Origin of the sequence: Enterobacter sp. MGH 24, assembly GCF_000493015.1 — a bacterium.
In the GTDB taxonomy this organism is placed as follows: Bacteria; Pseudomonadota; Gammaproteobacteria; order Enterobacterales; family Enterobacteriaceae; genus Enterobacter.
In genome coordinates this window covers 79,957-105,603 of the sequence record NZ_KI535657.1, presented here as the reverse complement: position 1 = coordinate 105,603, position 25,647 = coordinate 79,957, and the positions used below count along the sequence as shown (strand labels likewise).

The following is a 25,647-nucleotide window of genomic DNA, read 5'->3' as shown; positions in this document are numbered from 1 at the left end:
TAGCAAACTACTCTTCCGCCGCATGACCCTGCGGGGGTAACTTCACGCCGTCCAGCCAGGCTGCGCCATCGCGCATCTCGAGACGCCCGTCTACAAACCAGCTGACCACCAGCGGGTAAATGGCGTGTTCCTGGGTCTGCACGCGTTCGGTCACGTCGTCTTCGCTGTCGCCGTCAAAGACCGGGACTTTGGCCTGCAGGATCACCGGACCGCCGTCCAGCTCGTCGGTAACGAAATGCACGGAGGTGCCGTGCTCTTCATCGCCGTTTTCCAGAACCTGACGATGGGTGTGCAGGCCGGGATATTTCGGCAGCAGGGAAGGGTGAATATTCAGCAGACGTCCGGCGAAGTGTTCGACGAAGGCCGGGCTCAGAATACGCATATAGCCCGCCAGCACGACCACGTCCGGTGCGTAGGCGTCAATCTCATGCACCAGTTCGCGGTCAAAGGCTTCACGCCCGGCGAACTGGCTGGCTTCCAGCGCGTGCGCAGGAATGTTTGCTTCCCGCGCGCGCTCAAGGCCGAACGCGTCGGCCTTGTTGCTGAAAACTGCCCGAATGGTGCCATTGATTTTCTTCTGTTTGCAGGCGTCTATGATGGCCTGCAAATTGCTTCCGTTGCCGGAAATGAGCACCACGATGTTTTTCATTCAATGACCACACGCTGTTCGGAATCGGAGGCTTTAATCGTACCGATTTTCCACGCGTTTTCACCTTTTTCAGTCAGCAGCTTAACCGCTTTATCCGCTTCGCTTGCCGGCAGGGCGATAACCATGCCCACGCCGCAGTTAAAGGTGCGGTACATTTCGTGAGAGCTCACGTTGCCTGCGGTCTGCAGCCAGTTAAAGACGGCTGGCCACTGCCATGAGGATTCGTCGATCACCGCCTGGGTGTTGTCCGGCAGGACGCGCGGGATGTTTTCCCAGAAGCCGCCGCCGGTCAGGTGAGCGATAGCGTGAACGTCGACGTTCTCGATAAGCTCAAGCACGTTTTTCACGTAGATGCGGGTTGGGGCCAGCAGATGGTCAGCCAGCGGTTTACCGTCGAGTTCGGTCGTCAGCGGGTCACAGCCGCTCACTTCGAGAATTTTACGCACCAGGGAGTAGCCGTTGGAGTGCGGGCCGCTGGAGGCCAGTGCGATCAGCACATCGCCATCGGCCACTTTGCTGCCGTCGATAATTTCTGATTTTTCTACTACGCCGACGCAGAAGCCCGCGACGTCATAATCTTCGCCGTGATACATGCCCGGCATTTCCGCGGTTTCACCACCGACCAGCGCACAGCCGGACTGCAGGCAGCCTTCGGCGATGCCGTTGATCACGCTGGCAGCGGTATCCACGTCCAGTTTGCCGGTTGCGTAGTAATCGAGGAAGAACAGCGGCTCTGCGCCCTGAACCACCAGGTCATTCACGCACATCGCGACCAGATCGATACCGATCGTGTCGTGACGCTTTAAATCCATCGCCAGGCGCAGTTTAGTGCCTACACCGTCAGTTCCCGAGACCAGAACAGGTTCACGATATTTTTGCGGCAGCGCGCACAGTGCGCCGAAGCCACCCAGACCACCCATCACTTCCGGGCGGCGGGTTTTTTTCACCACACCTTTGATTCGGTCAACCAGCGCATTACCTGCGTCAATATCAACACCGGCATCTTTGTAGCTGAGAGAAGTTTTGTTGGTCACGGCTTAAATCCCCACGCGATTGCATAGCTAGTAAGAAAAATCGGCGCAATTCTAACAGTCCAGGCAAACGTTTGCGAGCCTATTCTGGACGTGGGGATCTTTTTTTCTGTGTACCTCGTGAATGCAGCCAAACTTGACTCTGTTCACGAAAATGAAACCGGTTTCTGAGAACTGCTTGCAACGGTTATTCCCTTTGCACATCATCGAACTGAAACCGGTTTCTGTAATTGTTTTTGCAGAAAATAACGCAGAATGAGGGAAAGCGAATGTCAGGATTTAAAGCAGATTTTCTGTGGGGCGGGGCCGTTGCGGCGCATCAGCTGGAAGGCGGCTGGAAAGAGGGCGGCAAGGGCGTGAGCGTGGCCGACGTGATGACCGCGGGCGCGCACGGCGTGCCGCGTGAAATCACCAACGGCGTGCTGGACGGGAAAAATTACCCTAACCATGAAGCCATCGATTTCTACCACCGCTATAAAGAAGACATCAAACTCTTTGCCGAGATGGGGTTCAAGTGCTTCCGCACCTCTATCGCCTGGACGCGGATCTTCCCGAAAGGGGACGAGCTTGAGCCTAACGAGGCTGGCCTGAAATTCTATGACGATCTGTTCGACGAGTGCCTGAAGTACGGCATCGAACCGGTGATCACGCTTTCTCACTTCGAGATGCCTTTCCATCTGGTCACCGAATACGGCGGCTGGCGTAACCGTAAGCTGATCGACTTCTTCGTTCGTTTTGCAAAAGTGGTGTTCCAGCGCTATCAGCATAAAGTGAAGTACTGGATGACCTTTAACGAGATCAACAACCAGGCCAACTTCCACGAAGACTTTGCCCCGTTCACCAACTCCGGGCTGAAGTACGCGCCGGGTGAAGACCGCGAGCCGGTGATGTTCCAGGCGGCGCACTATGAGTTGGTGGCCAGCGCCCTGGCGGTGAAGGCGGGGCGGGAGATTAACCCGTCGCTGCAGATCGGCTGCATGATTGCCATGTGTCCTATCTATCCGCTGACCTGCGCGCCGGACGATATGATGATGGCGATGAACGCCATGCACCGCCGCTACTGGTTCACCGACGTGCACGTGCGCGGCAGGTACCCGCAGCATCTGCTCAACTACTTCGAACGTCGCGGCTTCGCGCTGGATATTACCGAAGAAGATAAAGCGGCGCTGACGCAGGGCTGCGTAGACTACATCGGGTTCAGCTACTATATGTCCTTCGCCACCAAGGCGACGGCGGACAACCCGCAGCTGGATTACGACGAAAGCAAGAGCCTGGTCTCCAACCCGTACGTGCAGAAATCCGACTGGGGCTGGCAGATTGACCCGGTGGGTTTGCGCTACTCCCTCAACTGGTTCTGGGATCACTACCAGCTGCCGCTGTTCATCGTTGAGAACGGCTTTGGCGCGATCGACGTGCAGGAGAGCGACGGCACCGTGAACGACCAGTACCGTATTGACTACCTGGCCGCCCACATTCGCGAGATGAAAAAAGCGGTGGTGGAAGACGGCGTGGATCTGATGGGCTACACCCCGTGGGGCTGTATCGACCTGGTGTCTGCCGGTACGGGCGAAATGAAAAAACGCTACGGCTTTATCTTTGTCGATAAAGATAATGAAGGGAACGGCACGCTGAACCGCAGTAAGAAGAAATCGTTCGACTGGTATAAGCAGGTGATTGCGAGCAACGGCGAGCAGCTATAATTGCCCGGTGGCGCTGCGCTTACCGGGCCTACGGGACGTGTAGGCCGGGTAAGCGTTAGCGCCACCCGGCAGAACCCCGCACCCAAGCCGGAGCCCAACCTCCGGCTTTTTTGTTTTTGATTGATGTACGTCAAGCAACATGGGTATGGCCTAATCCGAAAAAAGCGGTATAATCCCGCGATTTTTTTGCGGACGCCACCTCAGAGGAGAAAGAGAATGAAGATTGTGGAAGTGAAACACCCACTCGTTAAACACAAGTTGGGCCTGATGCGTGAGCATGACATCAGCACGAAGCGTTTTCGCGAACTGGCATCTGAAGTCGGCAGCCTGCTGACCTACGAAGCGACCTCTGATCTGGAAACAGAAAAAGTCACCATCGAAGGCTGGAACGGCCCGGTGCAGGTTGAGCAGATCAAAGGTAAGAAAATTACCGTGGTGCCAATCCTGCGTGCCGGTCTCGGCATGATGGAAGGCGTGCTGGAGCACGTGCCAAGCGCGCGTATCAGCGTGGTCGGGATCTACCGTAACGAAGAAACCCTTGAGCCAGTTCCTTACTTCCAGAAGCTGGTGTCTAACATCGACGAGCGTATGGCGCTGGTGGTTGACCCAATGCTCGCGACCGGTGGTTCTATGATCGCGACCATCGACCTGCTGAAAAACGCGGGCTGTAACAGCATTAAGGTGCTGGTACTGGTTGCCGCTCCGGAAGGGATCGCGGCGCTGGAAAAAGCGCACCCGGACGTTGAGCTGTATACCGCCTCTATCGACCAGGGCCTGAACGAGCACGGGTACATCATCCCGGGGCTCGGCGATGCCGGCGATAAGATCTTTGGTACGAAATAATCGAATAACGATAAATAAGCCGACTTTGATAGTCGGCTTTTTTTTGAATAAAACACCAACAATACTACACAGAGGAAAACACTATGACACGCCGTGCTATCGGGGTGAGTGAAAGACCGCCGCTTTTACAGACTATCCCGCTTAGTTTGCAGCACCTGTTCGCTATGTTTGGCGCAACCGTGCTGGTGCCAATCCTGTTCCACATTAACCCAGCCACCGTGCTGCTGTTCAACGGCATTGGTACGCTGCTGTACCTCTTTATCTGTAAAGGCAAAATCCCGGCGTATCTAGGGTCGAGCTTCGCCTTTATCTCGCCGGTTCTGCTGCTGCTGCCTTTGGGTTATGAAGTGGCGCTGGGCGGGTTTATCATGTGCGGCGTCCTGTTCTGCGTGGTCTCCTTCATTGTGAAGAAAGCCGGTACCGGCTGGCTGGACGTGATGTTCCCGCCTGCGGCGATGGGCGCAATCGTTGCGGTCATCGGTCTGGAGCTGGCGGGCGTGGCGGCGAATATGGCCGGTCTGCTGCCTGCTGACGGCCAGTCACCGGATTCCAAAACCATTATCATCTCGCTGGTAACGCTGGGCGTGACGGTATTTGGCTCCGTGCTGTTCCGCGGCTTCATGGCGATTATCCCGATCCTGATCGGCGTGCTGGCGGGCTATGCGCTCTCCTTCGCGATGGGCGTGGTGGACACCACCCCGATTGCTCAGGCGCACTGGTTCGCCCTGCCAACCTTCTATACGCCACGCTTTGAATGGTTTGCGATCTTCACCATTCTGCCTGCGGCGCTGGTGGTGATTGCGGAGCACGTCGGCCACCTGGTGGTGACGGCGAATATCGTTAAGCGCGATTTAATCCGCGACCCGGGTCTGCACCGCTCCATGTTTGCGAACGGTTTCTCCACCATCATCTCCGGTTTCTTTGGCTCCACGCCAAACACCACCTACGGTGAAAACATCGGCGTGATGGCGATTACCCGCGTCTACAGTACCTGGGTTATCGGCGGCGCGGCGATCATCGCCATCCTGCTCTCCTGCGTCGGCAAGCTGGCGGCAGCGATTCAGATCATTCCTGTGCCGGTGATGGGCGGCGTTTCTCTGCTGCTGTACGGCGTGATCGGTGCCTCCGGTATTCGCGTGCTGATTGAATCCAAGGTGGATTACAGCAAGGCGCAGAACCTGATCCTGACCTCGGTGATCCTGATCATCGGCGTGAGCGGCGCGAAGGTGCACATCGGCGCAGCGGAGCTGAAGGGCATGGCGCTGGCGACCATCGTCGGCGTGGGCCTGAGCCTGATCTTCAAGCTGATCTCGGTCATCCGCCCGGAAGAAGAAATTCTTGACGCGGACGACAGCGAAAAAGTGTCACATTGATCGTATTACCGGGCGAGGGATCGCCCGGTTCTCTCCTTGCAGGTTCCGTGTTAAACTCCATTCCGATTTTACGTAGGATCTCTGGTTGAGGTATTTCTGAACGGACCGGCACAGCTCTCTCTGCCACTCTATCTCCCTGACGACGAAACTTTCGCAAGTTTCTGGCCGGGTGATAACCCCTCTTTACTGGCTGCACTGCAAAACGTGCTGCGCCAGGATCACAGCGGATACATCTATATCTGGTCACGCGAAGGCGCGGGACGCAGCCATCTTCTGCATGCTGCCTGCGCGGAGCTTTCAGCGCGCGGTGATGCGGTAGGCTACGTGCCGCTGGATAAACGTACCTGGTTCGTGCCTGAGGTGCTGGAGGGAATGGAACATCTCTCACTGGTCTGCATCGATAATATCGAATGCGTGGCGGGGGATGAGCCGTGGGAAATGGCGATCTTTAACCTTTACAACCGCATTCTGGAATCGGGTAAAACCCGGCTGCTGATTACCGGCGATCGACCGCCGCGCCAGCTGAACCTGGGGCTGCCGGACCTGGCGTCTCGTCTGGACTGGGGACAAATCTACAAGCTTCAGCCGCTGTCGGATGAAGATAAGCTTCAGGCGTTACAGCTGCGCGCAAAGCAGCGCGGGTTTGAGCTGCCGGAGGACGTGGGTCGCTTCCTGCTCAAGCGGCTGGATCGCGAAATGCGCACGCTTTTCGACACGCTCGATCAGCTCGATCGCGCCTCTATTACCGCCCAGCGCAAGCTGACCATTCCGTTTGTGAAAGATATTCTCAAGCTTTGAGCTTTTTGCCCGGTGGCGGCTACGCCTTACCGGGCCTACAAGGGCCGGGCGGTTTTTGTAGGCCCGGTAAGCGTAGGGTATGAACCGGAAACATGGGTAACACTTTAGACCGGATACATGGGTAACAGTTATAACTGGCATAGAAGAGGAGACTCGCTATGCCCTGGACTGAGACCCGACCTATGCAACGCCTTGATTTTATCCGTGCCTGCCATGCAGGTACGGATTCTTTTTCAGCCCTCTGCCGTCTCTTCGGCATCAGCCGAAAAACCGGTTACAAATGGCTTCAGCGTTTTGACCCCTCTGACCTGTCATCTCTCTCTGACCGGTCGCGTGCTCCGCATTCCCACTCCCGGACGGTTCCTGATGATATCGCCGGGCAGCTTACGGCTCTGAGGCAAAAACACCCTGACTGGGGGCCGAAAAAACTGCGGATGTGGCTGCTCAATCATCACGTCGATTTTACCGTCCCTGCTGCCAGCACTATCGGCGATATCCTCAAGCGTGAAGGCCTGGTTCCGGATAAAAAGCGAAAACGCCGAACCCCGGGCAATCGCCAGCCCCTGACCATCATCAGTGAGAACAATCAGGTCTGGAGCGCTGATTTTAAAGGCAAGTTCAGGCTGCTGAGCAGAGAGTACTGCCATCCCTTCACCCTGACCGACAATCACAGCCGGTATCTGCTGAGCTGCCGGGGAACGGACCGGGAGAGCGAGCCCTTCGTCAGACAGTGCCTGACGGATGCGTTCCTGGAGTACGGTCTGCCGGAAGTGCTCAGAACCGATAACGGGCAGCCCTTCGCGGGAACAGGGATAGGCGGACTAAGTCGTCTTGCCGTCTGGCTAATCAAGCTGGGCATCAGGCCGGAGCGTATCAGAAAGGGTCATCCGGAAGAAAACGGCCGTCATGAGCGAATGCACCGCTCCCTGAAAAGTGCGGTGAAACAGGGCAACACCTTCATGACGATGGAAGAACAACAGCGGTGGTTCAGTGACTACCGGGAGGAGTTTAACCACGAAAGGCCGCATGAAGCCCTGGCGGGTGCAACGCCCGGAACGGTGTGGAAACCCTCGAACCGGCACTGGGATGGCAGTGTTCCTGAATACGCGTATCCGGAAGGCGGTACGGTCTACAGGGTGAAATCGCGGGGGACACTTTATATGGGGAAAAAGGGGACGGTGTTCCTGAGTGAAGCGCTGACTGATGAGTACATCATGCTGGAAGAACAGGATGATGGCCTGGAGGCCATCATCTTTAACGGAATAACGCTTGCGTACTACGACCGAAAAACCCAGAGTGTGCTCCGGATAGACTAAAAAGTGTTACCTATGTTCCCGGTCTGATCTGTCACCTATGTATCCGGTCATACAGCAGCGCCACCGGGCTAGAGATCGTCCATCAGATGCTCCACCAGCAGCGGAATCGGTCTTCCCGATGCCACGCTTCTGCCGTTCTCACGCCACAGCGCCGTCCCGCTGATATCCAGATGCGCCCACGGAATGGTCGGGGGGCAGAAGTGGTGCAGCAGCCACGCCGCCGACGCGCTGATCGCCGCGTTGTTGGTCGGCGTGTTGCACAGATCGGCAATCGCGCTGTCGGTTTGCTTTCTCAGCCGCGCATCCAGCGGCAGGGACCACACCTCGTCGCCGCTCCGTTTGCCCGCCTGCGTCAGCGCCGCGCGCAGCGGTTCATCCTGGGTCATCAGCCCGCTCAGTTCATACCCCAGCGCCTTCACGACCGCACCGGTTAAGGTGGCCATATCAATGATATAGCGCGCCTGCGGATGGCGCTGGCTGGCCCAGGCGATGGCGTCCGCCAGTACCAGTCGGCCTTCGGCATCGGTATTGTTGATTTCAACGGTGATCCCGTTGCAGGCCGTTGCTACCGTGCCGGGCTGCATGGCGTCCGGGCCGATGGCGTTTTCCGCCAGCGCCAGCACGCCCATGATGCGTACGGGCAGCGCCAGCTCTGCGACGGTCAGCATCAGGCCCAGGACGTTAGCCGCGCCGCACATGTCGTATTTCATGGTGTACATGCCCGCGCCTTCCTTCAGCCACAGGCCGCCGGTATCGAAGGTAATGCCTTTTCCCACATAGCAGCGCGCCGGACTGTCGTTGGCACCGTCATAATGAATCGCCAGCAGACGTGGCGGGCAGGTCGCCCCTTTGCCGACGGCGTGCAGCAGACCCAGACCCTGCTCAGCAATAGCCTTTTCGTTCAGCACTTCGCAGCGCAGGGCGGGGAAGGCGGCGCAGAGCCTTTGCGCCTCTTCCACCACAAACTGCGGCGTGCAGCGATCGGACGGGATATCCGCCAGACGTCGCGCCGCGACCATGCCGTGGGCGATGACCTGCTGCTGGCGGAAAATAACCGCCAGTCGGTCCTGCTGTTCGGGTAAACAGAGCGCGGTGATGCGCTCAAGACGGACGCTGTCACAGGTTTTTTTCAACTGCAAATCGCTCAGCCTGTGCGCCTGATTAAAGAGAAAACGCAGCACCTGCGTCAGCACCACATCGTCGATATCAGTCACGTCCAGTATCAGCTCGGGGCCGACGGGCGAGGCCAGCAGCGGGCGCAGCGCCGCCAGTAACCCTTCGGTCAGGCTATCCTGCCAGAGCGCATCGGGCAGCAGGGTGATCCGGGCAAACGGGGCGCAGCCAAAGCGGGTGTCAGCGATGCTGGCAGACTCGCGCATTTCCGCGATAAGCGCCGTTTCGGGCAAATGCGTACAGGAGGCGGAGGCAATCAAATGGCTTTGTGGAGCCGCGTCAGAAAGCGCGGTGATAAACTGATACGTAATCATCATGACTCCTCAATCGGCGCGCGGATCCGCGCGGCATAGGCCTGCATCCACGCATCGTCTACCGCGTGATAATGCGTTTTCTCCCGCAGGCGTTCGGTACGAAAAACGGTGAGAGGCTGGCGAGCCGTCGCCACCACGAACGAAAAGGTTTTGATGTTGGTGGCGGCACCAAATTCGCCCCTGTTATTCATGCACACCACGGAGAGATCGCCCACGCGGCCAAAGCGCGACATCAGCTTGTCTTCCAGTTCGAACACTACCGAATCGGCCGCCTGCTGCGGGGTCATACCCTGCGCCATGCGGCGGACGATTTCGTAGCTGGTGCAGCCTTTCATCAGATCTTCACCGACGCCCGTGGCGGTGGCGGCGCCGGTTTCGCTGTCACAGTAAAAGCCGGAGCCGATAATGGGCGAATCCCCGAGTCGGCCGCGCTTTTTCATGAACAGGCCGCTGGTGGAGGTGGCAACGCTCATTGAACCCTGTTTATCGAGGCCGATAATGCCGACGGTGTCATGTCCGTCGTAAGGGCTCAAGCCCTTATCCAGCGTTTCCCGGCAGCGCTTGCGGTAGTGCTGCATGGCCCGATCCGTGAGCATGGTTTTGTCGGCAAAGCCCTGGCTCAGCGCCCATTCCCGCGCGCCCTGGCCGACCAGCAGGCTGTTGTAGCGCTGGCGGCTTAACGCGTGCGCCACGCGCACCGGGTTGGCGATATCCACCAGATTGCCCACGGCGCCGAACGCCAGCGTATCGCCGTCCATGAAGGCGGCGTCCAGCTCAACCTCGCCGTTTTCTGTGGGCAGCCCGCCGTAGCCGACGGATTTATACAGCGGAAAGTCCTCCACGGCGGCGACGGCATCGACTACCGCCGCAGCGACAGGTTTGCCCGCAGCCAGCGCTGATGCAGACTCCGTAACGCCTTCAAGCGCCATTCGCCAGGTCGCGATAATTCCCCACATGCTTTACTCCTGTTTTGCAAGGGTGGTGTCGGTTTGCGTAACGCTGGCCATTTCCGCCGCGCGGTACTGTTTATCCAGGATACGCATGAAAGGCAGGTACAGCATGGCGCCAATCAGCAGGTTGAGAAGCTGCATCACGCTGCCGCTCAGGTGTCCGGTGACGATAAAGCCGCTGATAACCGGCGGCAGCGTCCAGGGAATAAACACCCCGGTGGTGACGGCAACCGCGCCAATCTTCATCGCCGCATACTGCACGGTGACCAGCACCAGCGGCACCAGGTTGAACGGGATAAGCATGATCGGGTTCATGATCACCGGCAGGCCAAACAGGATCGGTTCGTTGATGTTAAACACCGATGCCCCGGCGCCGAGGCGCGCCACTTCGCGCATGTTTTTGCTGCGGGCGAAAATCAGCATCGCAATCACCAGCGACAGCGTGGCGCCCGCACCGCCCATCCAGATCATGTCAAAAAACTGTTCGGTGATGATTTGCGGCGGCGTCGAGCCTGCCTGAATCGCAGCGATGTTGTCGGTCTGATTCTCCATCCACAGCGGGCGAATGATGCCGTTGATCATCGAACCGGAGTTAATGCCGACTGACCACAGAATGGTGATGCTGAACACCGTCATCAGCGCCCCGAAATAAGAGGTGCCGTAGTGGCGCACCGGGGTGGCAACCACTTCATAAATAAACTGGTGGATGGTGTTGTAGTGGGTGTTTTCAAACACGATGCGGATACCCAGCACCAGAATCATTACCAGCAGGGCCGGGATCAGCGCGGCGAACGACTCCTGCACCGCAGGCGGCACGCCGTCCGGCATTTTGATGACCAGCTTTTTGCGCTTCAGCCAGCAGAACAGCTCCGTCCACAGCAGGGAACCGATCATCGCCACGAACAGCCCTTTACTGCCAATCCACTCCACTGGAATGACGGTGATACCGCCGTTATCCGCCACCTTAATAAACGGCGTGAGGATCAGGAAGGCGACCAGCGCCAGGATGCCGCAGGAGATGCGATCCTCACCGTAGTGTTCCGCCAGGCGGAAGGCGACCAGGAAGCTGATGAACAGCGACATCGTGGAGAACACCGCGTTGAACGGGATTTCGATAATGGCGCTCCAGCTCTCACCAAAGGCCTGAGACATAAACTGCTGATAGGCCTGATTCGGGAACGACGAGATCACCAGCAGAATAGAGCCGACGATGATAAACGGCATGAAGGATACGTAGGCGCCGCGAATGGCCCCGAGATGACGCTGCTGGGCCGTTTTGGCCGCCAGCGGCATCAGTTTTGCTTCAAGAAATCCCAGAACATTGTTCATTGTGAACTCCGTACAAGATTGAGGGGTGTTGTTTGTGTTATGTCTGGGGATTATCAGTGAAGCGTGGCGAGCGAAAGGTGAAATCGGTCACAAAGCAATCGCTGGTGTAGTATAAATCTCACAAGATTGGTTCTGAGGATCCTGCGATGGAAATTAAACTGCATGCTAATGCCACCACGACGCCGCGCATCCGTCGCTATCTTCAGCAGTCAGATAAAAGCGACAGGGAGCTGGCCACCGAGCTGGGTATTTCGGTCACTACCGTCAGGCGCTGGCGCAACCGCGATCAGGTTTCGGATAACCACACCACGCCAAAAGTGATACACAAAGCATTGAGACAGGAGCAGGTTGCGCTGGTCAATGTCCTGCGAGATATCACTGGCGCCCCGCTGGACGAGCTGCTGCAGATGGTCAACAACGGACTCGGGATCGCCGTATCCCGCGCGACCCTGAACCGCTACCTCAAACCGGCTTCGGTAAAGCAGAAGGGCGCGACGTTGCAGGGGAAAAAGGCGCTGAAGGCAGGCATCGTGCCGCAAAAACTCCAGTTACATCATCAGCCTCTGTCTCTGCATATGGACGATGGCGGGGAACAGCACCTGCTCTGGGCGCGTGAGCCCGTGAGCGGCTGGTGCTACGCCCGGCTGTACGCGGGCATTTCTGCGCAGCTGCTGGCCCGCTGGGCGAACGACGCGCTGGAAGCCTGTCCGGCAGATATTCAATCTGTTGAGACTTTTGGTTTTGAGGTGAAGCTTGAGAAGCGTAATACCACCGTGACAGTGCATCCGCAGCAGTACCGCGCCGTTCAGGTTGATCTGCCGCTATGTGAAATCATCCCACGTCTGAACAGTGAACCGGCAGGGGAGCTGTTGATCCAGCTGTGCGAATTTTACAACCGGGGAAAAACGCAGAAAAAGCTGGGAGAGAGTACGCCGCAGGCCTTTCTGGAAGCGCTGCGGCATAAGGACTAGAGGATCTCGAGCACGTCTTCCGGCGGACGTCCAATGCGCGCCTGGCCGTTCGCCACCACTATCGGGCGCTCAATCAGCTTTGGATTTTCAACCATCGCCTGGATCAGCTCGGCCTCGGTGAGGCGGCTGTCATCCAGGTTAAGCGACTTATACAGATCTTCTTTCTGGCGCATCAGCTCTCTCGCACTGCCCATCCCCAGCATGTGCAGAAGCTGGCGGAGGGTTTGCGCGTCCGGCGGAGTGTCGAGGTACAGCACCACCTCCGGCTCAACGCCGTTAGACTTCAGCAGGCTCAGGGTATCGCGGCTCTTGGAGCAGCGAGGGTTGTGATAGATTTTTACGGCGTCGGTCATGACGTGAATTCTCCTTTATTACATCTTCTCGTACGGCTTAAAGCGCTGCTGCAGGCCGCGCAGCTGATCGATACGCGCGTCGTAACGGGCCTGCTGGAGGCTGCCGAGTTTGACCTGCGCGCTGGCACTGCTGAGCGTGGAAATCGCCTGATCGAGGCGGCCCACCAGGGCAAAACCTTCGGCACGCGCTGCCAGCTCCTGATCGCGGTTGCCAAGCTGGGCTTCCGCCTGGGCGAGCAGATCCCAGCCGTTTTGATCGTCTTTATTATTAAAGGTGTAGCGGTTCAAAATGGTCGCCGCTTCGCCAGGCTGACCGCCCTGTAAGTAAGCGTTCGCCAGGTTAAGCTGCAGCACCGGATTGGTACGGACGTCTTTCGCCCCTTTCAGACGGTTAATCGCATCGGCCGTTTTCTTCTGCCCAAGGTCGATATCCGTCGACAGATCGAGGTACCACGGGTTATTCGGGTCGGCCGCCAGAAGCGGCTGCAGCGCTTTACGCGCCTCGTCGTATTTGCTGGCTTCCATCGCCTGGAGCGCCTGACCATACTGCGCGGCGTTTTTCTCGCGCACGTTGCCTTTCGCCAGGGAATCCAGCAGATCGCTGGTAAGCTGGTTACGCCCGGAATTGTACATCCCAAGCGTTCTCACTTTCGCCATGTAGAAATCCTGTGAAGACTGGACCACGACCGGGCGCATCTGGTTGGCACGGTTGCGCGCGTCTGACAGTCGGCTCTCAGGTAATGGGTGCGTCAGCAGGATTTCCGGTGGACGAGAAGAGTAGCGCGCCTGATCGAGCAGTTTTTCCAGGAAGCTCGGCATGGCCTGCGGGTCAAAGCCCGAGCGCTGCAGCACCTGAATCCCGATGCGGTCCGCTTCCTGTTCGTTTTGCTGGGTAAAGCTGATCATCCCCTGGCGCGTTCCCGCCAGCGTACCGGTCAAGGCTGCCATCCCGGCCTGCGGACTGGCCATCGCCAGCAGAATGGAGCCCAACGCACCCACCCAGGTGAGGGGAGCGTTACGCTTTTGATCTTCCATAGCACGCGCCAGGTGGCGCTGGGTGACGTGCGAAATTTCGTGCGCCATCACCGAGGCCAGCTGGCTTTCGTTGTCAGAGTAACGGAATAACGCCGAATGCAGCACCACGTTACCGCCAAAGAAGGCAAAGGCATTGATTTCGTCATTATTGATTAAATAGAAATGGAAGGGCGTTTTTACCGAGTCGGCGTGCGAAACCAGGCGCATCCCCAGCCCGTTAATGTACTGTACCAGCAAAGGGTCGTTAATCAGCGGGGCGCTGCCGCGCAGCTGGCGAACATAGTAATCCCCCATTTGCATCTCTTGCCCAATAGAGAGCGTGCTTCCTGCTGTGGTGCCCATGTCCGGCAATGTATCGGACGAGTCAGCAAAAGCGGGCAACACCTGACCGACCGTCACCGCGGCAATCAGTGTTGCAACCAGTGTTTTTCTCAACTGCCTGAACATAACCACTGTCCTGTATGTTGGATGTGCTAATTTGACCGATGAACCGGCATATCGTTCATCTCTGCTGCCCTGCGAGTGTAGCCGTGTTACCGCATGAAGAAAATCCCATTCAGCAGGCTTTTGCGGATTGTGTCAGCGATACAAAAAGCGAAAGTCTTTTTTGTGACAGTTAGATACAATTCACCGTCTCACTCCCGCCATTCGATTCAGGGAAGGGTTGTATGCTCGAAATGTTAATGCAGTGGTACCGGCGTCGGTTCAGCGACCCGGAAGCCATTGCTTTGTTGGTTATTCTGGTTGCCGGGTTCGGCATTCTGTTCTTCTTCAGCGGTCTGCTCGCCCCCCTGCTGGTGGCGATTGTGCTGGCGTACCTGCTGGAGTGGCCAACGGCGCGCCTGGAGCATATCGGCTGTTCCCGCCGCTGGGCGACCAGCATTGTCCTGGTGCTGTTTGTCGGCATCCTGCTGCTAATGGCCTTTGTGGTGATGCCGGTGGCCTGGCAGCAGGGGATCTACCTGATCCGCGATATGCCCGGCATGCTGAACAAGCTTTCTGATTTTGCCGCCACGCTGCCGCGCCGTTACCCGGCCCTGATGGATGCCGGGATTATCGACGCGATGGCCGAAAATATGCGCGCCCGCATCATGACGATGGGTGATTCGGTGGTGAAGTACTCTCTGGCCTCGCTGGTCGGACTGCTGACGCTGGCGGTTTACCTTGTTCTCGTGCCGCTGATGGTCTTCTTCCTGGTGAAAGATAAAGACCAGATGCTCAACGCCGTGCGCCGTATTCTGCCGCGCAACCGCGGGCTGGCTGGGCAGGTCTGGGAAGAGATGAACCAGCAGATCACAAACTACATTCGCGGCAAGGTGCTGGAGATGATTGTCGTGGGGGTCGCCACCTGGATTGGCTTCCTGATTTTCGGCCTGAACTACTCGCTGCTGCTGGCGGTGCTGGTGGGGCTGTCGGTCCTGATTCCGTACATCGGCGCGTTTGTGGTGACCATTCCGGTGGTTGGGGTCGCGCTGTTCCAGTTTGGGCTGGGGACCGAGTTCTGGAGCTGCTTTGCGGTGTACCTGATTATTCAGGGGCTGGACGGTAACCTGCTGGTGCCGGTGCTGTTCTCCGAAGCGGTGAACCTGCATCCGCTGGTGATTATCTTATCCGTGGTGATTTTCGGTGGGCTGTGGGGGTTCTGGGGCGTGTTCTTTGCGATTCCGCTGGCGACGCTGATTAAAGCCGTGGTCCATGCGTGGCCGGATGTGCCGGCGGTGGAAGATAAGTAAGTTTTGCCGGGTGGCGCTGCGCTTACCCGGCCTACTTATCCTTGTAGGTCGGGTAAGGCGAAGCCGCCACCCGACGCTCACTTTCAGGCACTTTGTTTCAGCCAGTTCAACACCACGTCGTGGTGGTTGCTGGTTTTGAAGTCGTCAAACACATGTTCAACTTTACCGTTAGCGTCAATCAGGAAGCTGATGCGGTGAATGCCGTCGTAGGTTTTACCCATAAACGTCTTCTCGCCCCAGACCCCGAACTGCTCGCACACCTGATGGTCTTCATCAGACAGCAGCGTGAAGTTCAGCAGCTCTTTTTCAGCAAATCGTGACAGCTTTTCTGGTTTATCCGTGCTGATACCCAGCACTTCCACGCCGACTTTTTTCAACTCGTCCATGTTGTCGCGTAAGCCGCAGGCCTGTACGGTGCAGCCGGGGGTCATGGCTTTTGGGTAGAAATAGACCAGAACACGCTGTCCCTGGAAGTCGGTCAAATTTACTTGCTCGCCGTCTTGATCCGGTAAGCTAAATTTCGGTGCGATGTCACCGGCTTTCAGTGGGTTCATTACTCAACTCCATCCTGTTCGTGCTGCGAATAATTGACGACGCTTATACTGCCCTGCGCGTTTAATTCTGTACAGAGGGCTTTGAACGCTTGCTCGATATTTGACGCATCCTGTGAGGCAGGGCTGTGCGCGGTAATTTGAATAAACAGCACCGGAAGACCCTTGTCATCGCTTGTCTGCGTGCGGGAAACCAGTTCGGCAATATTCATCTGATGGCTGTCAAAAAGCGCCGTGAAACGCTCAATCAGATGCGGAGAATCAGGTACTTCAACCTGCACCCAGACGGTAGAAGGCAGCGCCGGACGAGGACGCGCGGTGGTTCGCTTCATGACAATCAGCAAATCCAGTTCGGCCCCCTTCAGCGGCAGGGTCGATTCAATCAACGTAATGGCGTTCCATGTCCCGGAAAGCAACATAATAAATGTGAACTCTTCGCCAAGCATGGCCAGACGGCTGTCTTCGATATTACAGCCGCAGCTGCTTACGTGGCGGGTGATGGTGTTCACGATACCCGGCCTGTCGGCACCCAGCGCAGTGATAACCAGGTAATGTTGTGATGAGGTTGTCAAACCTGTTCTTCCTTTGCATGGTTAAGTCTTCCTAAGGAAAGCATAAAAAAAACATGCATACAACCGCCTGAGAGCCTCAGGTCGCTTGCTTTTATTACAGTTCCAAACGTAACATTGAGGCTCTTGTTCGCACAGAGGATGGCTCATGTTCACGGGAAGTATTGTCGCGCTTGTTACACCGATGGATGAAAAAGGTAATGTCTGCCGGTCAAGCATGAAGAAGCTCATTGATTACCATGTCGCCAACGGAACCTCGGCGATCGTTTCGGTAGGGACTACCGGTGAATCCGCAACGCTGAGCCACGACGAGCACGGCGATGTGGTGATGCTGACCCTGGAACTGGCGGACGGACGTATTCCGGTCATCGCGGGGACAGGGGCTAATGCAACCGCAGAAGCTATCAGCCTGACCAAACGTTTTAACGACAGCGGCATCGTTGGCTGTCTGACGGTGACCCCATATTACAACCGTCCTACTCAGGAAGGTTTGTTCCAGCACTTCAAAGCCATCGCTGAACATACTGACTTGCCACAAATTCTGTATAATGTGCCGTCCCGTACCGGTTGCGATATGCTGCCGGAAACCGTTGGTCGTCTCTCGGAAGTAAAAAATATTATCGGTATTAAAGAGGCGACAGGGAACTTAAGCCGCGTTCATCAGATCAAAGAGCTGGTTTCAGACGACTTTATCCTGTTGAGTGGTGATGATGCGACCGCGCTGGACTTTATGCAGCTCGGTGGCCATGGCGTGATCTCCGTAACGGCAAACGTTGCGGCGCGCGATATGGCTGAAATGTGCAAACTGGCCGCAGCCGGCCACTTTGATGAAGCGCGTGTTATTAATCAGCGTCTGATGCCGCTGCACAATAAATTATTTGTCGAACCCAATCCGATCCCAGTGAAATGGGCATGTAAGGAGTTGGGACTTGTAGCATCCGACACGCTGCGTCTGCCAATGACACCGATTACCGACCATGGTCGTGACATCGTCAGGGCGGCGCTGAAGCATGCCGGTTTGCTGTAGAGTTTAGGGAGATTTGATGGCTTATTCAGTACAGAAGTCGCGCCTGGCGAAGGTTGCGAGTGTTTCGCTTGTTATGCTGCTCGCTGCCTGTAGTTCAGACTCGCGCTACAAGCGCCAGGTGAGCGGTGATGAATCCTATCTGGATGCGACCCCGCTTGCTGAACTTCACGCACCGGCTGGTATGATCCTGCCGATTCAGAACGGCGATTATAATATTCCCGTGACCAACGGCACCGGCCTGGTCGGTAAAGCGCTTGATATTCGTCCGCCAGCACAGCCTCTGGCGCTGGTCAGCGGGGCGCGTACCCAGTTTACCGGTGATACGGCGTCTCTGATGGTTGAGAGCGCGCGCGGTACCACGCTGTGGCCGCAGGTTGTCAGCGTTATTCAGTCGAAGAACTACACCATCGATAAACGCGATGACGCCAGCCAGACGTTAACCACCGACTGGATCGAATGGAACCGTCTGGATGAAGACCAGCAGTACCGCGGTCGCTATCAAGTCTCCGTAAAACCACAGGGTTACCAGCAGGCGGTTAACGTTAAGCTGTTGAACCTGGAGCAGGCGGGTAAACCGGTTGCGGATGCCGCGTCCCTGCAGCGTTACAGCACCGAAATGCTGAACGTGATTGCCGCGGGTCTGGATAAGACCGCTACCGATGCCGCCAACGCCGCGCAGAGCCGCAACGGCGCGACCTTCGATGTGCAAAGCGGAGCGGATGATACCGGCCTGCCAATGCTGGTGGTTCGTGCTCCGTTTAACCAGACCTGGCAGCGCCTGCCAGCGACGCTGGAAAAAGTGGGCATGAAAGTGACCGACAGTACGCGTTCGACCGGCAGCATGACGGCAACGTATAAGCCGCTCTCCGACAGCGCATGGCAGGAACTGGGCGCGAAAGATCCTCAGCTTGCCTCCGGTGACTACAAGATTCAGGTAGGCGACCTGGATAACCGCAGCAGTCTGCAGTTTATCGATCCAAAAGGTCACACGCTGACCCAGTCGCAGAACGATGCGCTGGTCGCTGTCTTCCAGGCAGCATTCAGCAAATAAATACGAGGGCTGGTGAATCCAGCCCTTTTTATTTTAGTGCCACGCAAACGTGTGCGTGGCATAATATCCCCAGTTTTGAACACAAATCATCACACCAGGAGTAATGAAGATGCAGAAGCAAGCTGAGTTGTATCGTGGCAAAGCGAAGACCGTATACAGCACGGAAAACCCGGATCTGTTGGTGCTCGAGTTCCGCAATGATACGTCAGCAGGGGATGGCGCGCGCATTGAGCAGTTCGATCGTAAAGGCATGGTGAACAACAAGTTCAACCACTTCATTATGACCAAACTGGCCGAAGCGGGTATCCCGACCCAGATGGAAGCGTTGCTGTCCGATACGGAATGTCTGGTGAAAAAACTGGATATGGTTCCGGTTGAGTGCGTTATTCGTAACCGTGCGGCGGGCTCCCTGGTGAAGCGTCTCGGCATTGAAGAAGGTATCGAACTGAATCCACCGCTGTTCGACCTGTTCCTGAAAAACGATGCCATGCACGACCCGATGGTCAACGAATCCTACTGCGAAACCTTCGGCTGGGTGAGTAAAGAGAACCTGGCGCGCATGCAGGAGCTGACCTACAAAGCCAACGACGTGCTGAAAAAACTGTTTGATGACGCGGGCCTGATCCTCGTCGATTTCAAGCTGGAGTTTGGTCTGTTCAAAGGCGAAGTGGTGCTGGGCGATGAGTTCTCACCGGACGGTAGCCGCCTGTGGGATAAAGAAACCCTGGATAAAATGGACAAAGACCGTTTCCGTCAGAGCCTGGGTGGCCTGATTGAAGCGTACGAAGCGGTTGCTCACCGTTTAGGCGTTAAGCTCGACTAACTCCCTCACTTGCCAAAGGATGTTCCCATCCTTTGGCGTCTTACCTTTGTTTCCTATGGTAATCTTGCCGTTAACCGCCTACGATCATAGCTATTATAAATGGAATAGTTCGAGGTGGTTATGCGCTGGCAAGGGCGTCGTGAAAGTGACAATGTAGAAGACAGACGCAGTGATGGCGGCGGCGGTCCTTCAATGGGGGGGCCCGGCTTCCGGTTACCCAGCGGCAAAGGCGGGATAATCCTGCTGATTGTTGTGCTGGTCGCGGGGTATTATGGTGTCGATCTCACCGGTTTAATGACCGGTCAGCCGCTGCAACAGCAGCAGCAATCTCAGCACTCCATTAGCCCGAATGAAGATGAAGCGGCCAAATTTACCTCCGTTATTCTCGCCACAACAGAAGACACCTGGAGTCAGCTGTTTGAGAAGATGGGGCGTACCTACCAGCAGCCGAAGCTGGTGATGTACCGGGGGGCAACCCGCACCGGATGCGGTACCGGGCAATCTGTAATGGGGCCGTTTTACTGCCCGGCAGACGGCACCGTCTATATCGATCTCTCTTTTTACGATGACATGAAACGCAAGCTTGGCGCTGACGGTGATTTTGCCCAGGGCTACGTGATCGCGCATGAAGTTGGCCATCACGTGCAAAAGCTGCTGGGGATTGAGCCAAAAGTGCGCCAGCTTCAGCAAAATGCCTCTCAGGCGGAAGTGAACCGCCTTTCCGTTAAAATGGAGCTGCAGGCAGACTGCTTCGCGGGCGTCTGGGGCCACAGCATGCAGCAGCAGGGCGTGCTGGAATCCGGCGATCTTGAGGAGGCGTTAAATGCCGCTCAGGCTATCGGTGACGACCGCCTTCAGCAGCAGAGCCAGGGGCGCGTCGTGCCGGACAGCTTCACTCACGGTACCTCACAGCAGCGGTACACCTGGTTTAAACGCGGCTTCGACAGCGGCGATCCGGCGCAGTGTAATACCTTCGGCAAAGCGATGTAATGCTGGAGTTTGAACAGCTGATACGCGAGCTTGAGCGCACCGGCCATCGTCGGCTGGTGGTGCTCAGCGGTGATGCACAGTGGACGTTAAGCCAGGCGCTTGCCCTGCGCGACGCATTGCCTGGAGACTGGGTAAGGCTTGACGAACATCCTTCAAAAGCCATCAGCGGCCTGCTGGGACGCGAGTTCCGGCATGCCGTTTTTGACGCCAGCGCCGGGTTTGATGTCGCCGCGTTTGCCGCCCTGAGCGGAACGCTGAGCGCCGGAAGCCTTCTGGTGCTGCGGGTTCCGCTGCTCGACGCGTGGTCCGGGTTGCCAGACAGCGATTCGCTGCGCTGGAGCGACAGCGCCGAAGCGATAGCCACGCCGCATTTTGTACACCATTTCTGCCGGACGATTGCCGCCAATCCCGACGCGATTGTCTGGCTTCAGGGCCGTGCGTTATCCCTTCCGCCTTTACCCGACGCGCCTGACTGGCAGCCTGCCAGCGGCGCCCCGCAGCGCGAGCAGGCCGAGATCCTGAATGTGCTGCTGGGGATGGCGGAGGGCATCGTGGCCGTCACCGCCGCGCGCGGGCGCGGAAAATCAGCCCTGGCGGGCATGTTGCTGAACCGCATTGCCGGCAGCGCCGTGGTCACCGCCCCGTCGAAGGGGGCGACGGATATCATCGCCCGCTTTGCCGGAGAGCGTTTTCATTTTATGGCCCCGGACGCGCTGCTTGCCTCTTCACGCCAGGCTGACTGGCTGATTGTCGATGAAGCCGCTGCGATCCCCGGTCCGCTGCTGGAAAAGTTAGTTGTCCGCTTCCCTCGCGTGCTGTTGACCACCACGGTGCAGGGATATGAAGGGACGGGCCGGGGATTCTTGCTTAAATTCTGCGGTCGGTTTGCCGGGCTGCAGCGCTACAGTTTATCTACACCGGTCCGCTGGGCTGCGGGCTGCCCGCTTGAGCGGGTTGTCGCCAGCGCGCTGCTGTTTGACGATACGCTGATCGACCGCCGCCCGGATGGAGAGGTGCGTTTAACGTCCCTGACGCCGACGGCATGGGAAAGCCGCCCGGCGCTTGTCGCGAGCGTATACGAGCTCCTCTGTGCGGCGCATTATCGCACCTCGCCGCTCGATTTACGCCGCATGATGGACGCGCCCGGGCAGCAGTTTGTCGTTGCCGAAACGAACCCGGTTATCGCCGGGGCGCTCTGGCTGGTAGAGGAGGGGGGGCTGTCCCCCGAGCTTAGCCGCGCCGTGTGGGCAGGGTACCGGCGTCCGCGCGGTAACCTGGTGGCGCAGTCTCTGGCGGCGCACGGCGGCTCTCCGCTGGCGGCGACGCTCAGAGGACGACGAGTGACCCGCATTGCCGTACATCCTCACCGTCAGCGGGAAGGGATTGGCCAGGCGCTTGTTCGCAGCGCCAGCGGCGAAGATTATCTGTCGGTGAGCTTTGGTTATACCGATGAGCTTTGGCGCTTCTGGCAGCAGTGTGGGTTTGTACTGGTGCGGATGGGCAGCCATCGTGAAGCCAGCAGCGGCTGCTACACCGCGATGGCCTTGCTGCCGCAGAGTGAGGCAGGGCGTCAACTGTGTGAGCAGGCGCAGCGGCGTCTGAAGCGCGATGTACGGGTGTTATCGGCCTGGAACGGTGAAAAGATCCCCGTGGAGGATGGCTGGGAAGCTACCCTTAATAATGACGACTGGCTGGAGCTGGCGGGGTTTGCATTTGCGCATCGGGCGTTTTCAACCTCGGTTGCCGCGCTGACGCGGTTGTTGCTCACCGTTGATATGCCGCTCCCGGCCCTGCGGGGGAAAATGGCAGGAAAAGCGGAAGACATCGGGCGAAAAGCATTGCTGGCAACGTTGCGGAGTGAAACCGCACAAGCGATTGAAAGTCTTGACTATCCGCGCTGCCAGCAGTTGAAGGAAGAGATTTTGCAATGGCAATTTTTTCAATGACTTCTTCAGTAAAGTGGCATGGTCATTCACGTCGGGAGGCGTAGAATCCAGGTCATCTATTAAGGAGACCACCATGAAACATGACCATTTTGTTGTTCAAAGCCCTGACAAACCGGCTAAACAGTTACTGCTTCTGTTTCATGGCGTTGGCGATAATGCCGTCAATATGGGGCAGATTGGCAGCTGGTTTGCGCCCGTTTTCCCCGAAGCGCTGATTGTCAGCATCGGTGGCGTAGAGCCATGTGGTCCGAACGGGCGCCAGTGGTTCTCGGTTCAGGGCGTAACGGAAGCGAACCGTCAGGCCCGCATCGACGCCATCATGCCCATCTTTATCGACGTCGTCCGCTACTGGCAGCAGCAGAGCGGTGTGGGAGCCGATGCGACCGCGCTGATTGGCTTCTCGCAGGGGTCAATCATGTCGCTGGAAAGCGTTAAAGCGCAGCCGGGTCTGGCGTCACGCGTCATCGCGTTTAACGGCCGTTTTGCGACGTTACCGACAAGCGCGACCACGCAGACCACGATCCACCTGATCCACGGTGGTGAAGACCGGGTGATTGAGCTCTCGCATGCGGTTGCCGCTCAGGAAGCCCTGATTCGCGAAGGTGGAGACGTGACGCTGGATATCGTTGACGATCTGGGGCACGCGATTGACGACCGTAGCATGCAGTTCGCGCTCGATCGTTTGCGCTATACCGTACCGAAGCACTACTTTGATGAAGCGCTCAGCGGCGGTAAGCCGGATAACGATGATATTGTAGAGTTTATGTGAGGTTTCCCCCTCACCCTGACCCTCTCCCCGGAGGGGAGAGGGAACATGGCCCCCCTCGCCCCTCCGGGGAGAGGGGTTGGGGGTGAGGGGATTACTTCTTCTGATCCTTCTTCGGCCAGTCGTCGTCATCGTCCCACTTGTCGTTAAAATCACGGTGCGGGGGAAGATCCGGTTTGTTGGCGAGAAACTTTTTATGGTCAACGCGCTTCAGATCTTTAATCACGTTAAGCAAAACGCCAACCAGAAAAACTAACACCAGAATCCACCAGTATTTTGAAAGCCAATCCATTCGCTATTCCTCTCAGAGCGTTCGTCAGGCGACGAGTTGCTCCATAATACGTTGATACATACGGGCCAGCAGTTGCAAATCTGCCGCATTGACACACTCATTTATTTTATGAATGGTTGCGTTCACTGGACCCAGTTCGACAACCTGGGCGCCCATACGGGCGATAAAGCGTCCGTCTGAGGTGCCACCCGTTGTCAGCAGCTGTGGCTTAATTTCATTATAGTGCTCAATGGCGTTCACCACCGCATCCACCAGATTACCGCGCTGCGTCAGGAACGGCTGGCCGGAAAGCCACCACTCCACGGTGTAGCGCAGCTGATATTTTTCCAGCAGGGCGACAACGCGCGCCTTGATCATCTCATCGGTCAGTTCGGTGCTGAAGCGGAAGTTAAACTGAACGAAGTAATCGCCCGGGATCACGTTGTTGCTGCCGGTCCCGGCCTTGACGTTCGCAATCTGCATGCTGGTTGGCGGGAAGAATTCGTTGCCTTTATCCCACTCGATGCCCACCAGTTCGCTCAGCATTGGCGCAGCGCGATGGACCGGGTTATCGGCCAGATGCGGGTAAGCAACGTGCCCCTGAACGCCGTGAATGGTCAGGTTACAGGTCAGCGAGCCACGGCGCCCGTTTTTGACAACATCACCCACCACTTCGGTACTGGACGGCTCACCGACCAGACAGTAGTCGAGACGCTCGTTACGCGCCATCAGTGCTTCAACGACCTTCACGGTACCGTTATGGGCACTGGCTTCTTCGTCGGAGGTGATTAAAAACGCCAGACGGTTTTTGTGGTTTGGATGCTGAGCCACAAAGCGCTCTGCCGCCACGACCATCGCCGCCAGAGAGCCTTTCATGTCTGCCGCGCCGCGACCAAACAGCATGCCATCGCGGATGGTCGGTTCAAACGGCGGGTTAATCCAGCGATCCGCGTCACCGGCGGGAACGACGTCAGTATGCCCGGCAAAGGCCAGCGTTTCACCCTGGCCGCGCCACGCCCAGAAGTTCTGGGTATCGCCAAAATCCATGCGTTCAACGGTGAAACCGATGGCACGCAGGCGCTCAATCATAAGTGCCTGACAACCTGCGTCGTCCGGGCTAAGGGAAGGACGGCGAATAAGCTGCTGAGTCAGCTCAATGACCGGGCATGACATAAACTACACCTCAACGAAAAAAGTCGGAATAAAGGGTTTCACTGAAACCCAGCAGCATAGGCTGCCCTGGCGCGCAGAGCAATGGGCGTTTGATAATTGCCGGCATCTCGAGCATCAGTTTTGCCGCGCTGTCGGCATTGTTGATGCTGGCGCGCAGAGATTCGTCCAGTTTACGCCAGGTGGTGCCGCGGGTATTCAGCAGGGCTTCCCACCCCAGTTCGCCGATCGCGCTATGCAGAAATTCTGCATCAAGCCCGTCTGCACGGTAATCGTGGAAGCGGTACTCCACGCCGTTTGCTTCCAGCCAGCGGCGGGCTTTTTTGATGGTGTCACAATTTTTAATGCCGTACATCACAACCATGGTGAATCCTTTTGACCTAATGATGATTAAATGTTCAGTAAATTCGAAGATATATCCTTAAGTAGAATATAACACATTCAGGAATTGTCTGGATTTACACGTCTTCTTAATTCAACTCACAACTGTACGCTGAATATTCTTTCATCATTTAAGCATAGATGTCCATAAGGTTTAAATTTCGAATAAACTCAGCGGGTAAAATAAAACTCACCCGTCCGTAGGGTTATTTCAAAATATTGCTAGTCGTCACAAAAAATTGAGTCCTCTCCGTTCATATTTATCATAAATCCCCGCAGGACGTGGGGTACAATCACAGCAATTGGTTAAATAGTCTTCACAATGATGGTCCGTTTTTGTAGAATGCGCATAATAATAAGAGAGGTTATTATGATTGAACGTGAACTGGGGAACTGGAAAGATTTTATCGAAGGCATGCTTCGTAAATGACATTCAGTAAGAATTGCAAGAGCACTAAAATAAGTAAAATAACCATAGTGTGAATTAATCACACAATAAAAAGGCGGCCGATAAAGCCGCCTTTTTTTATTTCA

26 protein-coding genes are annotated in these 25,647 nt (G+C 56.8%); 14 read left to right on the top strand and 12 right to left on the bottom strand.

The genetic code is table 11. The features are described 5' to 3' along the window. Positions 1–7: 7 nt before the first annotated feature. Complete coding sequence (gene purN / locus L370_RS21210) at positions 8–649, bottom strand: phosphoribosylglycinamide formyltransferase (RefSeq protein ID WP_023332998.1); 642 nt, start codon at positions 647–649, stop codon at positions 8–10. Further along, complete coding sequence (purM, locus tag L370_RS21215; RefSeq protein ID WP_008501643.1) at positions 646–1,683, bottom strand: phosphoribosylformylglycinamidine cyclo-ligase; 1,038 nt, start codon at positions 1,681–1,683, stop codon at positions 646–648. Before purM ends, purN begins: the two co-directional genes overlap by 4 nt. A gap of 266 nt (positions 1,684–1,949) precedes the next feature. Between purM and L370_RS21220 the strand changes: the two genes are divergently transcribed. The 5 genes from L370_RS21220 to L370_RS21240 all read left to right on the top strand — a co-directional run bounded on the left by L370_RS21220 (position 1,950) and on the right by L370_RS21240 (position 7,710). Then, a complete protein-coding gene (locus tag L370_RS21220) occupies positions 1,950–3,380 on the top strand; it encodes a 6-phospho-beta-glucosidase (RefSeq protein WP_023332997.1) in 1,431 nt (476 codons plus the stop codon). Between the two features lie 216 nt (positions 3,381–3,596). Then, entirely contained in the window at positions 3,597–4,223 is a 627-nt protein-coding gene (gene upp / locus L370_RS21225) for a uracil phosphoribosyltransferase (protein ID WP_023308769.1), read from the top strand. A gap of 83 nt (positions 4,224–4,306) precedes the next feature. Further along, positions 4,307–5,596: a uracil permease gene (uraA, locus tag L370_RS21230; RefSeq protein WP_023332996.1), complete on the top strand. Its 1,290-nt coding sequence runs from the start codon at positions 4,307–4,309 to the stop codon at positions 5,594–5,596. Between the two features lie 96 nt (positions 5,597–5,692). Next, the gene (locus L370_RS21235; RefSeq protein WP_211438414.1) at positions 5,693–6,394 is read left to right on the top strand and encodes a DnaA inactivator Hda; all 702 of its coding nucleotides are present in this window, start codon (positions 5,693–5,695) and stop codon (positions 6,392–6,394) included. Positions 6,395–6,552: 158 nt separating this feature from the next. Then, positions 6,553–7,710: a DDE-type integrase/transposase/recombinase gene (locus tag L370_RS21240; RefSeq protein WP_023332995.1), complete on the top strand. Its 1,158-nt coding sequence runs from the start codon at positions 6,553–6,555 to the stop codon at positions 7,708–7,710. Between the two features lie 68 nt (positions 7,711–7,778). Here L370_RS21240 and L370_RS21245 read toward each other — a convergent pair whose 3' ends face one another. Genes L370_RS21245 through celB form a run of 3 tightly spaced genes read right to left on the bottom strand, consistent with a single transcriptional unit; the run spans position 7,779 to position 11,476 of the window. Beyond that, positions 7,779–9,197 (bottom strand): leucyl aminopeptidase family protein, encoded by a 1,419-nt coding sequence (locus tag L370_RS21245; RefSeq protein WP_023332994.1) that lies wholly within the window; start codon positions 9,195–9,197, stop codon positions 7,779–7,781. Continuing rightward, the gene (locus L370_RS21250; RefSeq protein ID WP_023332993.1) at positions 9,197–10,153 is read right to left on the bottom strand and encodes a N(4)-(beta-N-acetylglucosaminyl)-L-asparaginase; all 957 of its coding nucleotides are present in this window, start codon (positions 10,151–10,153) and stop codon (positions 9,197–9,199) included. The genes L370_RS21245 and L370_RS21250 overlap by 1 nt, the downstream gene beginning before the upstream one ends. A 3-nt stretch (positions 10,154–10,156) precedes the next feature. Further along, positions 10,157–11,476 carry a PTS cellobiose transporter subunit IIC gene (gene celB, locus L370_RS21255; protein ID WP_023332992.1) on the bottom strand — a complete coding sequence of 440 codons (1,320 nt, stop codon included), beginning with the start codon at positions 11,474–11,476 and terminating at the stop codon, positions 10,157–10,159. A gap of 146 nt (positions 11,477–11,622) precedes the next feature. Between celB and L370_RS21260 the strand changes: the two genes are divergently transcribed. Next, positions 11,623–12,447 (top strand): helix-turn-helix domain-containing protein, encoded by an 825-nt coding sequence (locus L370_RS21260; RefSeq protein ID WP_023332991.1) that lies wholly within the window; start codon positions 11,623–11,625, stop codon positions 12,445–12,447. On the opposite strand, the gene arsC is transcribed toward L370_RS21260, so the two are convergent. Together arsC and bepA are read right to left on the bottom strand one after the other, a co-directional pair. Beyond that, positions 12,444–12,800 (bottom strand): arsenate reductase (glutaredoxin), encoded by a 357-nt coding sequence (gene arsC / locus L370_RS21265; protein ID WP_023308762.1) that lies wholly within the window; start codon positions 12,798–12,800, stop codon positions 12,444–12,446. The genes L370_RS21260 and arsC overlap by 4 nt on opposite strands. 18 nt (positions 12,801–12,818) lie before the next feature. Beyond that, positions 12,819–14,282 carry a beta-barrel assembly-enhancing protease gene (gene bepA / locus L370_RS21270; RefSeq protein ID WP_023332990.1) on the bottom strand — a complete coding sequence of 488 codons (1,464 nt, stop codon included), beginning with the start codon at positions 14,280–14,282 and terminating at the stop codon, positions 12,819–12,821. Positions 14,283–14,503: 221 nt separating this feature from the next. Here bepA and L370_RS21275 point away from each other — a divergent pair, with 221 nt between their 5' ends. Beyond that, on the top strand, positions 14,504–15,568 hold the full coding sequence (locus L370_RS21275) for an AI-2E family transporter (protein WP_023332989.1): 1,065 nt from the start codon (positions 14,504–14,506) through the stop codon (positions 15,566–15,568). A gap of 83 nt (positions 15,569–15,651) precedes the next feature. Here L370_RS21275 and bcp read toward each other — a convergent pair whose 3' ends face one another. Both bcp and L370_RS21285 read right to left on the bottom strand, forming a co-directional pair. Next, positions 15,652–16,122: a thioredoxin-dependent thiol peroxidase gene (gene bcp / locus L370_RS21280; RefSeq protein WP_023332988.1), complete on the bottom strand. Its 471-nt coding sequence runs from the start codon at positions 16,120–16,122 to the stop codon at positions 15,652–15,654. Beyond that, positions 16,122–16,691 carry a glycine cleavage system transcriptional repressor gene (locus L370_RS21285; protein ID WP_023332987.1) on the bottom strand — a complete coding sequence of 190 codons (570 nt, stop codon included), beginning with the start codon at positions 16,689–16,691 and terminating at the stop codon, positions 16,122–16,124. Before L370_RS21285 ends, bcp begins: the two co-directional genes overlap by 1 nt. A 145-nt stretch (positions 16,692–16,836) precedes the next feature. Here L370_RS21285 and dapA point away from each other — a divergent pair, with 145 nt between their 5' ends. The 6 genes from dapA (at position 16,837) to ypfH (ending at position 23,294) form a co-directional block, all read left to right on the top strand. Next, a complete protein-coding gene (gene dapA / locus L370_RS21290) occupies positions 16,837–17,715 on the top strand; it encodes a 4-hydroxy-tetrahydrodipicolinate synthase (RefSeq protein WP_023308757.1) in 879 nt (292 codons plus the stop codon). Between the two features lie 16 nt (positions 17,716–17,731). Further along, positions 17,732–18,766, top strand: a complete 1,035-nt coding sequence (bamC, locus tag L370_RS21295) for an outer membrane protein assembly factor BamC (protein WP_023332986.1) — start codon at positions 17,732–17,734, stop codon at positions 18,764–18,766. A 109-nt stretch (positions 18,767–18,875) separates the two neighbouring features. After that, complete coding sequence (gene purC, locus L370_RS21300; protein WP_023332985.1) at positions 18,876–19,589, top strand: phosphoribosylaminoimidazolesuccinocarboxamide synthase; 714 nt, start codon at positions 18,876–18,878, stop codon at positions 19,587–19,589. 120 nt (positions 19,590–19,709) lie between these two features. After that, complete coding sequence (locus L370_RS21305; RefSeq protein ID WP_023332984.1) at positions 19,710–20,579, top strand: KPN_02809 family neutral zinc metallopeptidase; 870 nt, start codon at positions 19,710–19,712, stop codon at positions 20,577–20,579. After that, complete coding sequence (locus tag L370_RS21310) at positions 20,579–22,525, top strand: tRNA(Met) cytidine acetyltransferase TmcA (RefSeq protein WP_023332983.1); 1,947 nt, start codon at positions 20,579–20,581, stop codon at positions 22,523–22,525. The genes L370_RS21305 and L370_RS21310 overlap by 1 nt, the downstream gene beginning before the upstream one ends. 73 nt (positions 22,526–22,598) lie before the next feature. Then, complete coding sequence (ypfH, locus tag L370_RS21315) at positions 22,599–23,294, top strand: esterase (protein WP_023332982.1); 696 nt, start codon at positions 22,599–22,601, stop codon at positions 23,292–23,294. Between the two features lie 91 nt (positions 23,295–23,385). Here the strand turns inward: ypfH and L370_RS21320 are convergent, their stop codons facing one another. The 3 genes from L370_RS21320 to L370_RS21330 are packed head-to-tail and all read right to left on the bottom strand — an operon-like array spanning position 23,386 to position 25,096. Then, positions 23,386–23,583: a YpfN family protein gene (locus L370_RS21320; protein WP_014171111.1), complete on the bottom strand. Its 198-nt coding sequence runs from the start codon at positions 23,581–23,583 to the stop codon at positions 23,386–23,388. Positions 23,584–23,607: 24 nt separating this feature from the next. After that, positions 23,608–24,735 (bottom strand): succinyl-diaminopimelate desuccinylase, encoded by a 1,128-nt coding sequence (gene dapE / locus L370_RS21325; protein ID WP_023332981.1) that lies wholly within the window; start codon positions 24,733–24,735, stop codon positions 23,608–23,610. Between the two features lie 10 nt (positions 24,736–24,745). Continuing rightward, on the bottom strand, positions 24,746–25,096 hold the full coding sequence (locus L370_RS21330; protein ID WP_023332980.1) for an ArsC family reductase: 351 nt from the start codon (positions 25,094–25,096) through the stop codon (positions 24,746–24,748). 387 nt (positions 25,097–25,483) lie between these two features. Between L370_RS21330 and ypfM the strand changes: the two genes are divergently transcribed. After that, a complete protein-coding gene (ypfM, locus tag L370_RS23315; RefSeq protein WP_015572204.1) occupies positions 25,484–25,543 on the top strand; it encodes a protein YpfM in 60 nt (19 codons plus the stop codon). The last annotated feature ends 104 nt before the right edge of the window (positions 25,544–25,647 follow it).

Bases quoted from the DNA above. Each gene is read 5' to 3' on its own strand.
- L370_RS21305 (WP_023332984.1), top strand. From the start codon at position 19,710: ATGCGCTGGCAAGGGCGTCGTGAAAGTGACAATGTAGAAGACAGACGC.
- L370_RS21320 (WP_014171111.1), bottom strand. From the start codon at position 23,583: ATGGATTGGCTTTCAAAATACTGGTGGATTCTGGTGTTAGTTTTTCTG.
- upp (WP_023308769.1), top strand. From the start codon at position 3,597: ATGAAGATTGTGGAAGTGAAACACCCACTCGTTAAACACAAGTTGGGC.
- L370_RS21245 (WP_023332994.1), bottom strand. From the start codon at position 9,197: ATGATTACGTATCAGTTTATCACCGCGCTTTCTGACGCGGCTCCACAA.
- bcp (WP_023332988.1), bottom strand. From the start codon at position 16,122: ATGAACCCACTGAAAGCCGGTGACATCGCACCGAAATTTAGCTTACCG.
- uraA (WP_023332996.1), top strand. From the start codon at position 4,307: ATGACACGCCGTGCTATCGGGGTGAGTGAAAGACCGCCGCTTTTACAG.
- ypfH (WP_023332982.1), top strand. From the start codon at position 22,599: ATGAAACATGACCATTTTGTTGTTCAAAGCCCTGACAAACCGGCTAAA.
- L370_RS21240 (WP_023332995.1), top strand. From the start codon at position 6,553: ATGCCCTGGACTGAGACCCGACCTATGCAACGCCTTGATTTTATCCGT.
- L370_RS21260 (WP_023332991.1), top strand. From the start codon at position 11,623: ATGGAAATTAAACTGCATGCTAATGCCACCACGACGCCGCGCATCCGT.
- purN (WP_023332998.1), bottom strand. From the start codon at position 649: ATGAAAAACATCGTGGTGCTCATTTCCGGCAACGGAAGCAATTTGCAG.
- L370_RS21220 (WP_023332997.1), top strand. From the start codon at position 1,950: ATGTCAGGATTTAAAGCAGATTTTCTGTGGGGCGGGGCCGTTGCGGCG.
- purC (WP_023332985.1), top strand. From the start codon at position 18,876: ATGCAGAAGCAAGCTGAGTTGTATCGTGGCAAAGCGAAGACCGTATAC.
- L370_RS21310 (WP_023332983.1), top strand. From the start codon at position 20,579: ATGCTGGAGTTTGAACAGCTGATACGCGAGCTTGAGCGCACCGGCCAT.
- arsC (WP_023308762.1), bottom strand. From the start codon at position 12,800: ATGACCGACGCCGTAAAAATCTATCACAACCCTCGCTGCTCCAAGAGC.
- L370_RS21250 (WP_023332993.1), bottom strand. From the start codon at position 10,153: ATGTGGGGAATTATCGCGACCTGGCGAATGGCGCTTGAAGGCGTTACG.
- L370_RS21330 (WP_023332980.1), bottom strand. From the start codon at position 25,096: ATGGTTGTGATGTACGGCATTAAAAATTGTGACACCATCAAAAAAGCC.
- bamC (WP_023332986.1), top strand. From the start codon at position 17,732: ATGGCTTATTCAGTACAGAAGTCGCGCCTGGCGAAGGTTGCGAGTGTT.
- L370_RS21275 (WP_023332989.1), top strand. From the start codon at position 14,504: ATGCTCGAAATGTTAATGCAGTGGTACCGGCGTCGGTTCAGCGACCCG.
- dapA (WP_023308757.1), top strand. From the start codon at position 16,837: ATGTTCACGGGAAGTATTGTCGCGCTTGTTACACCGATGGATGAAAAA.
- bepA (WP_023332990.1), bottom strand. From the start codon at position 14,282: ATGTTCAGGCAGTTGAGAAAAACACTGGTTGCAACACTGATTGCCGCG.
- celB (WP_023332992.1), bottom strand. From the start codon at position 11,476: ATGAACAATGTTCTGGGATTTCTTGAAGCAAAACTGATGCCGCTGGCG.
- dapE (WP_023332981.1), bottom strand. From the start codon at position 24,735: ATGTCATGCCCGGTCATTGAGCTGACTCAGCAGCTTATTCGCCGTCCT.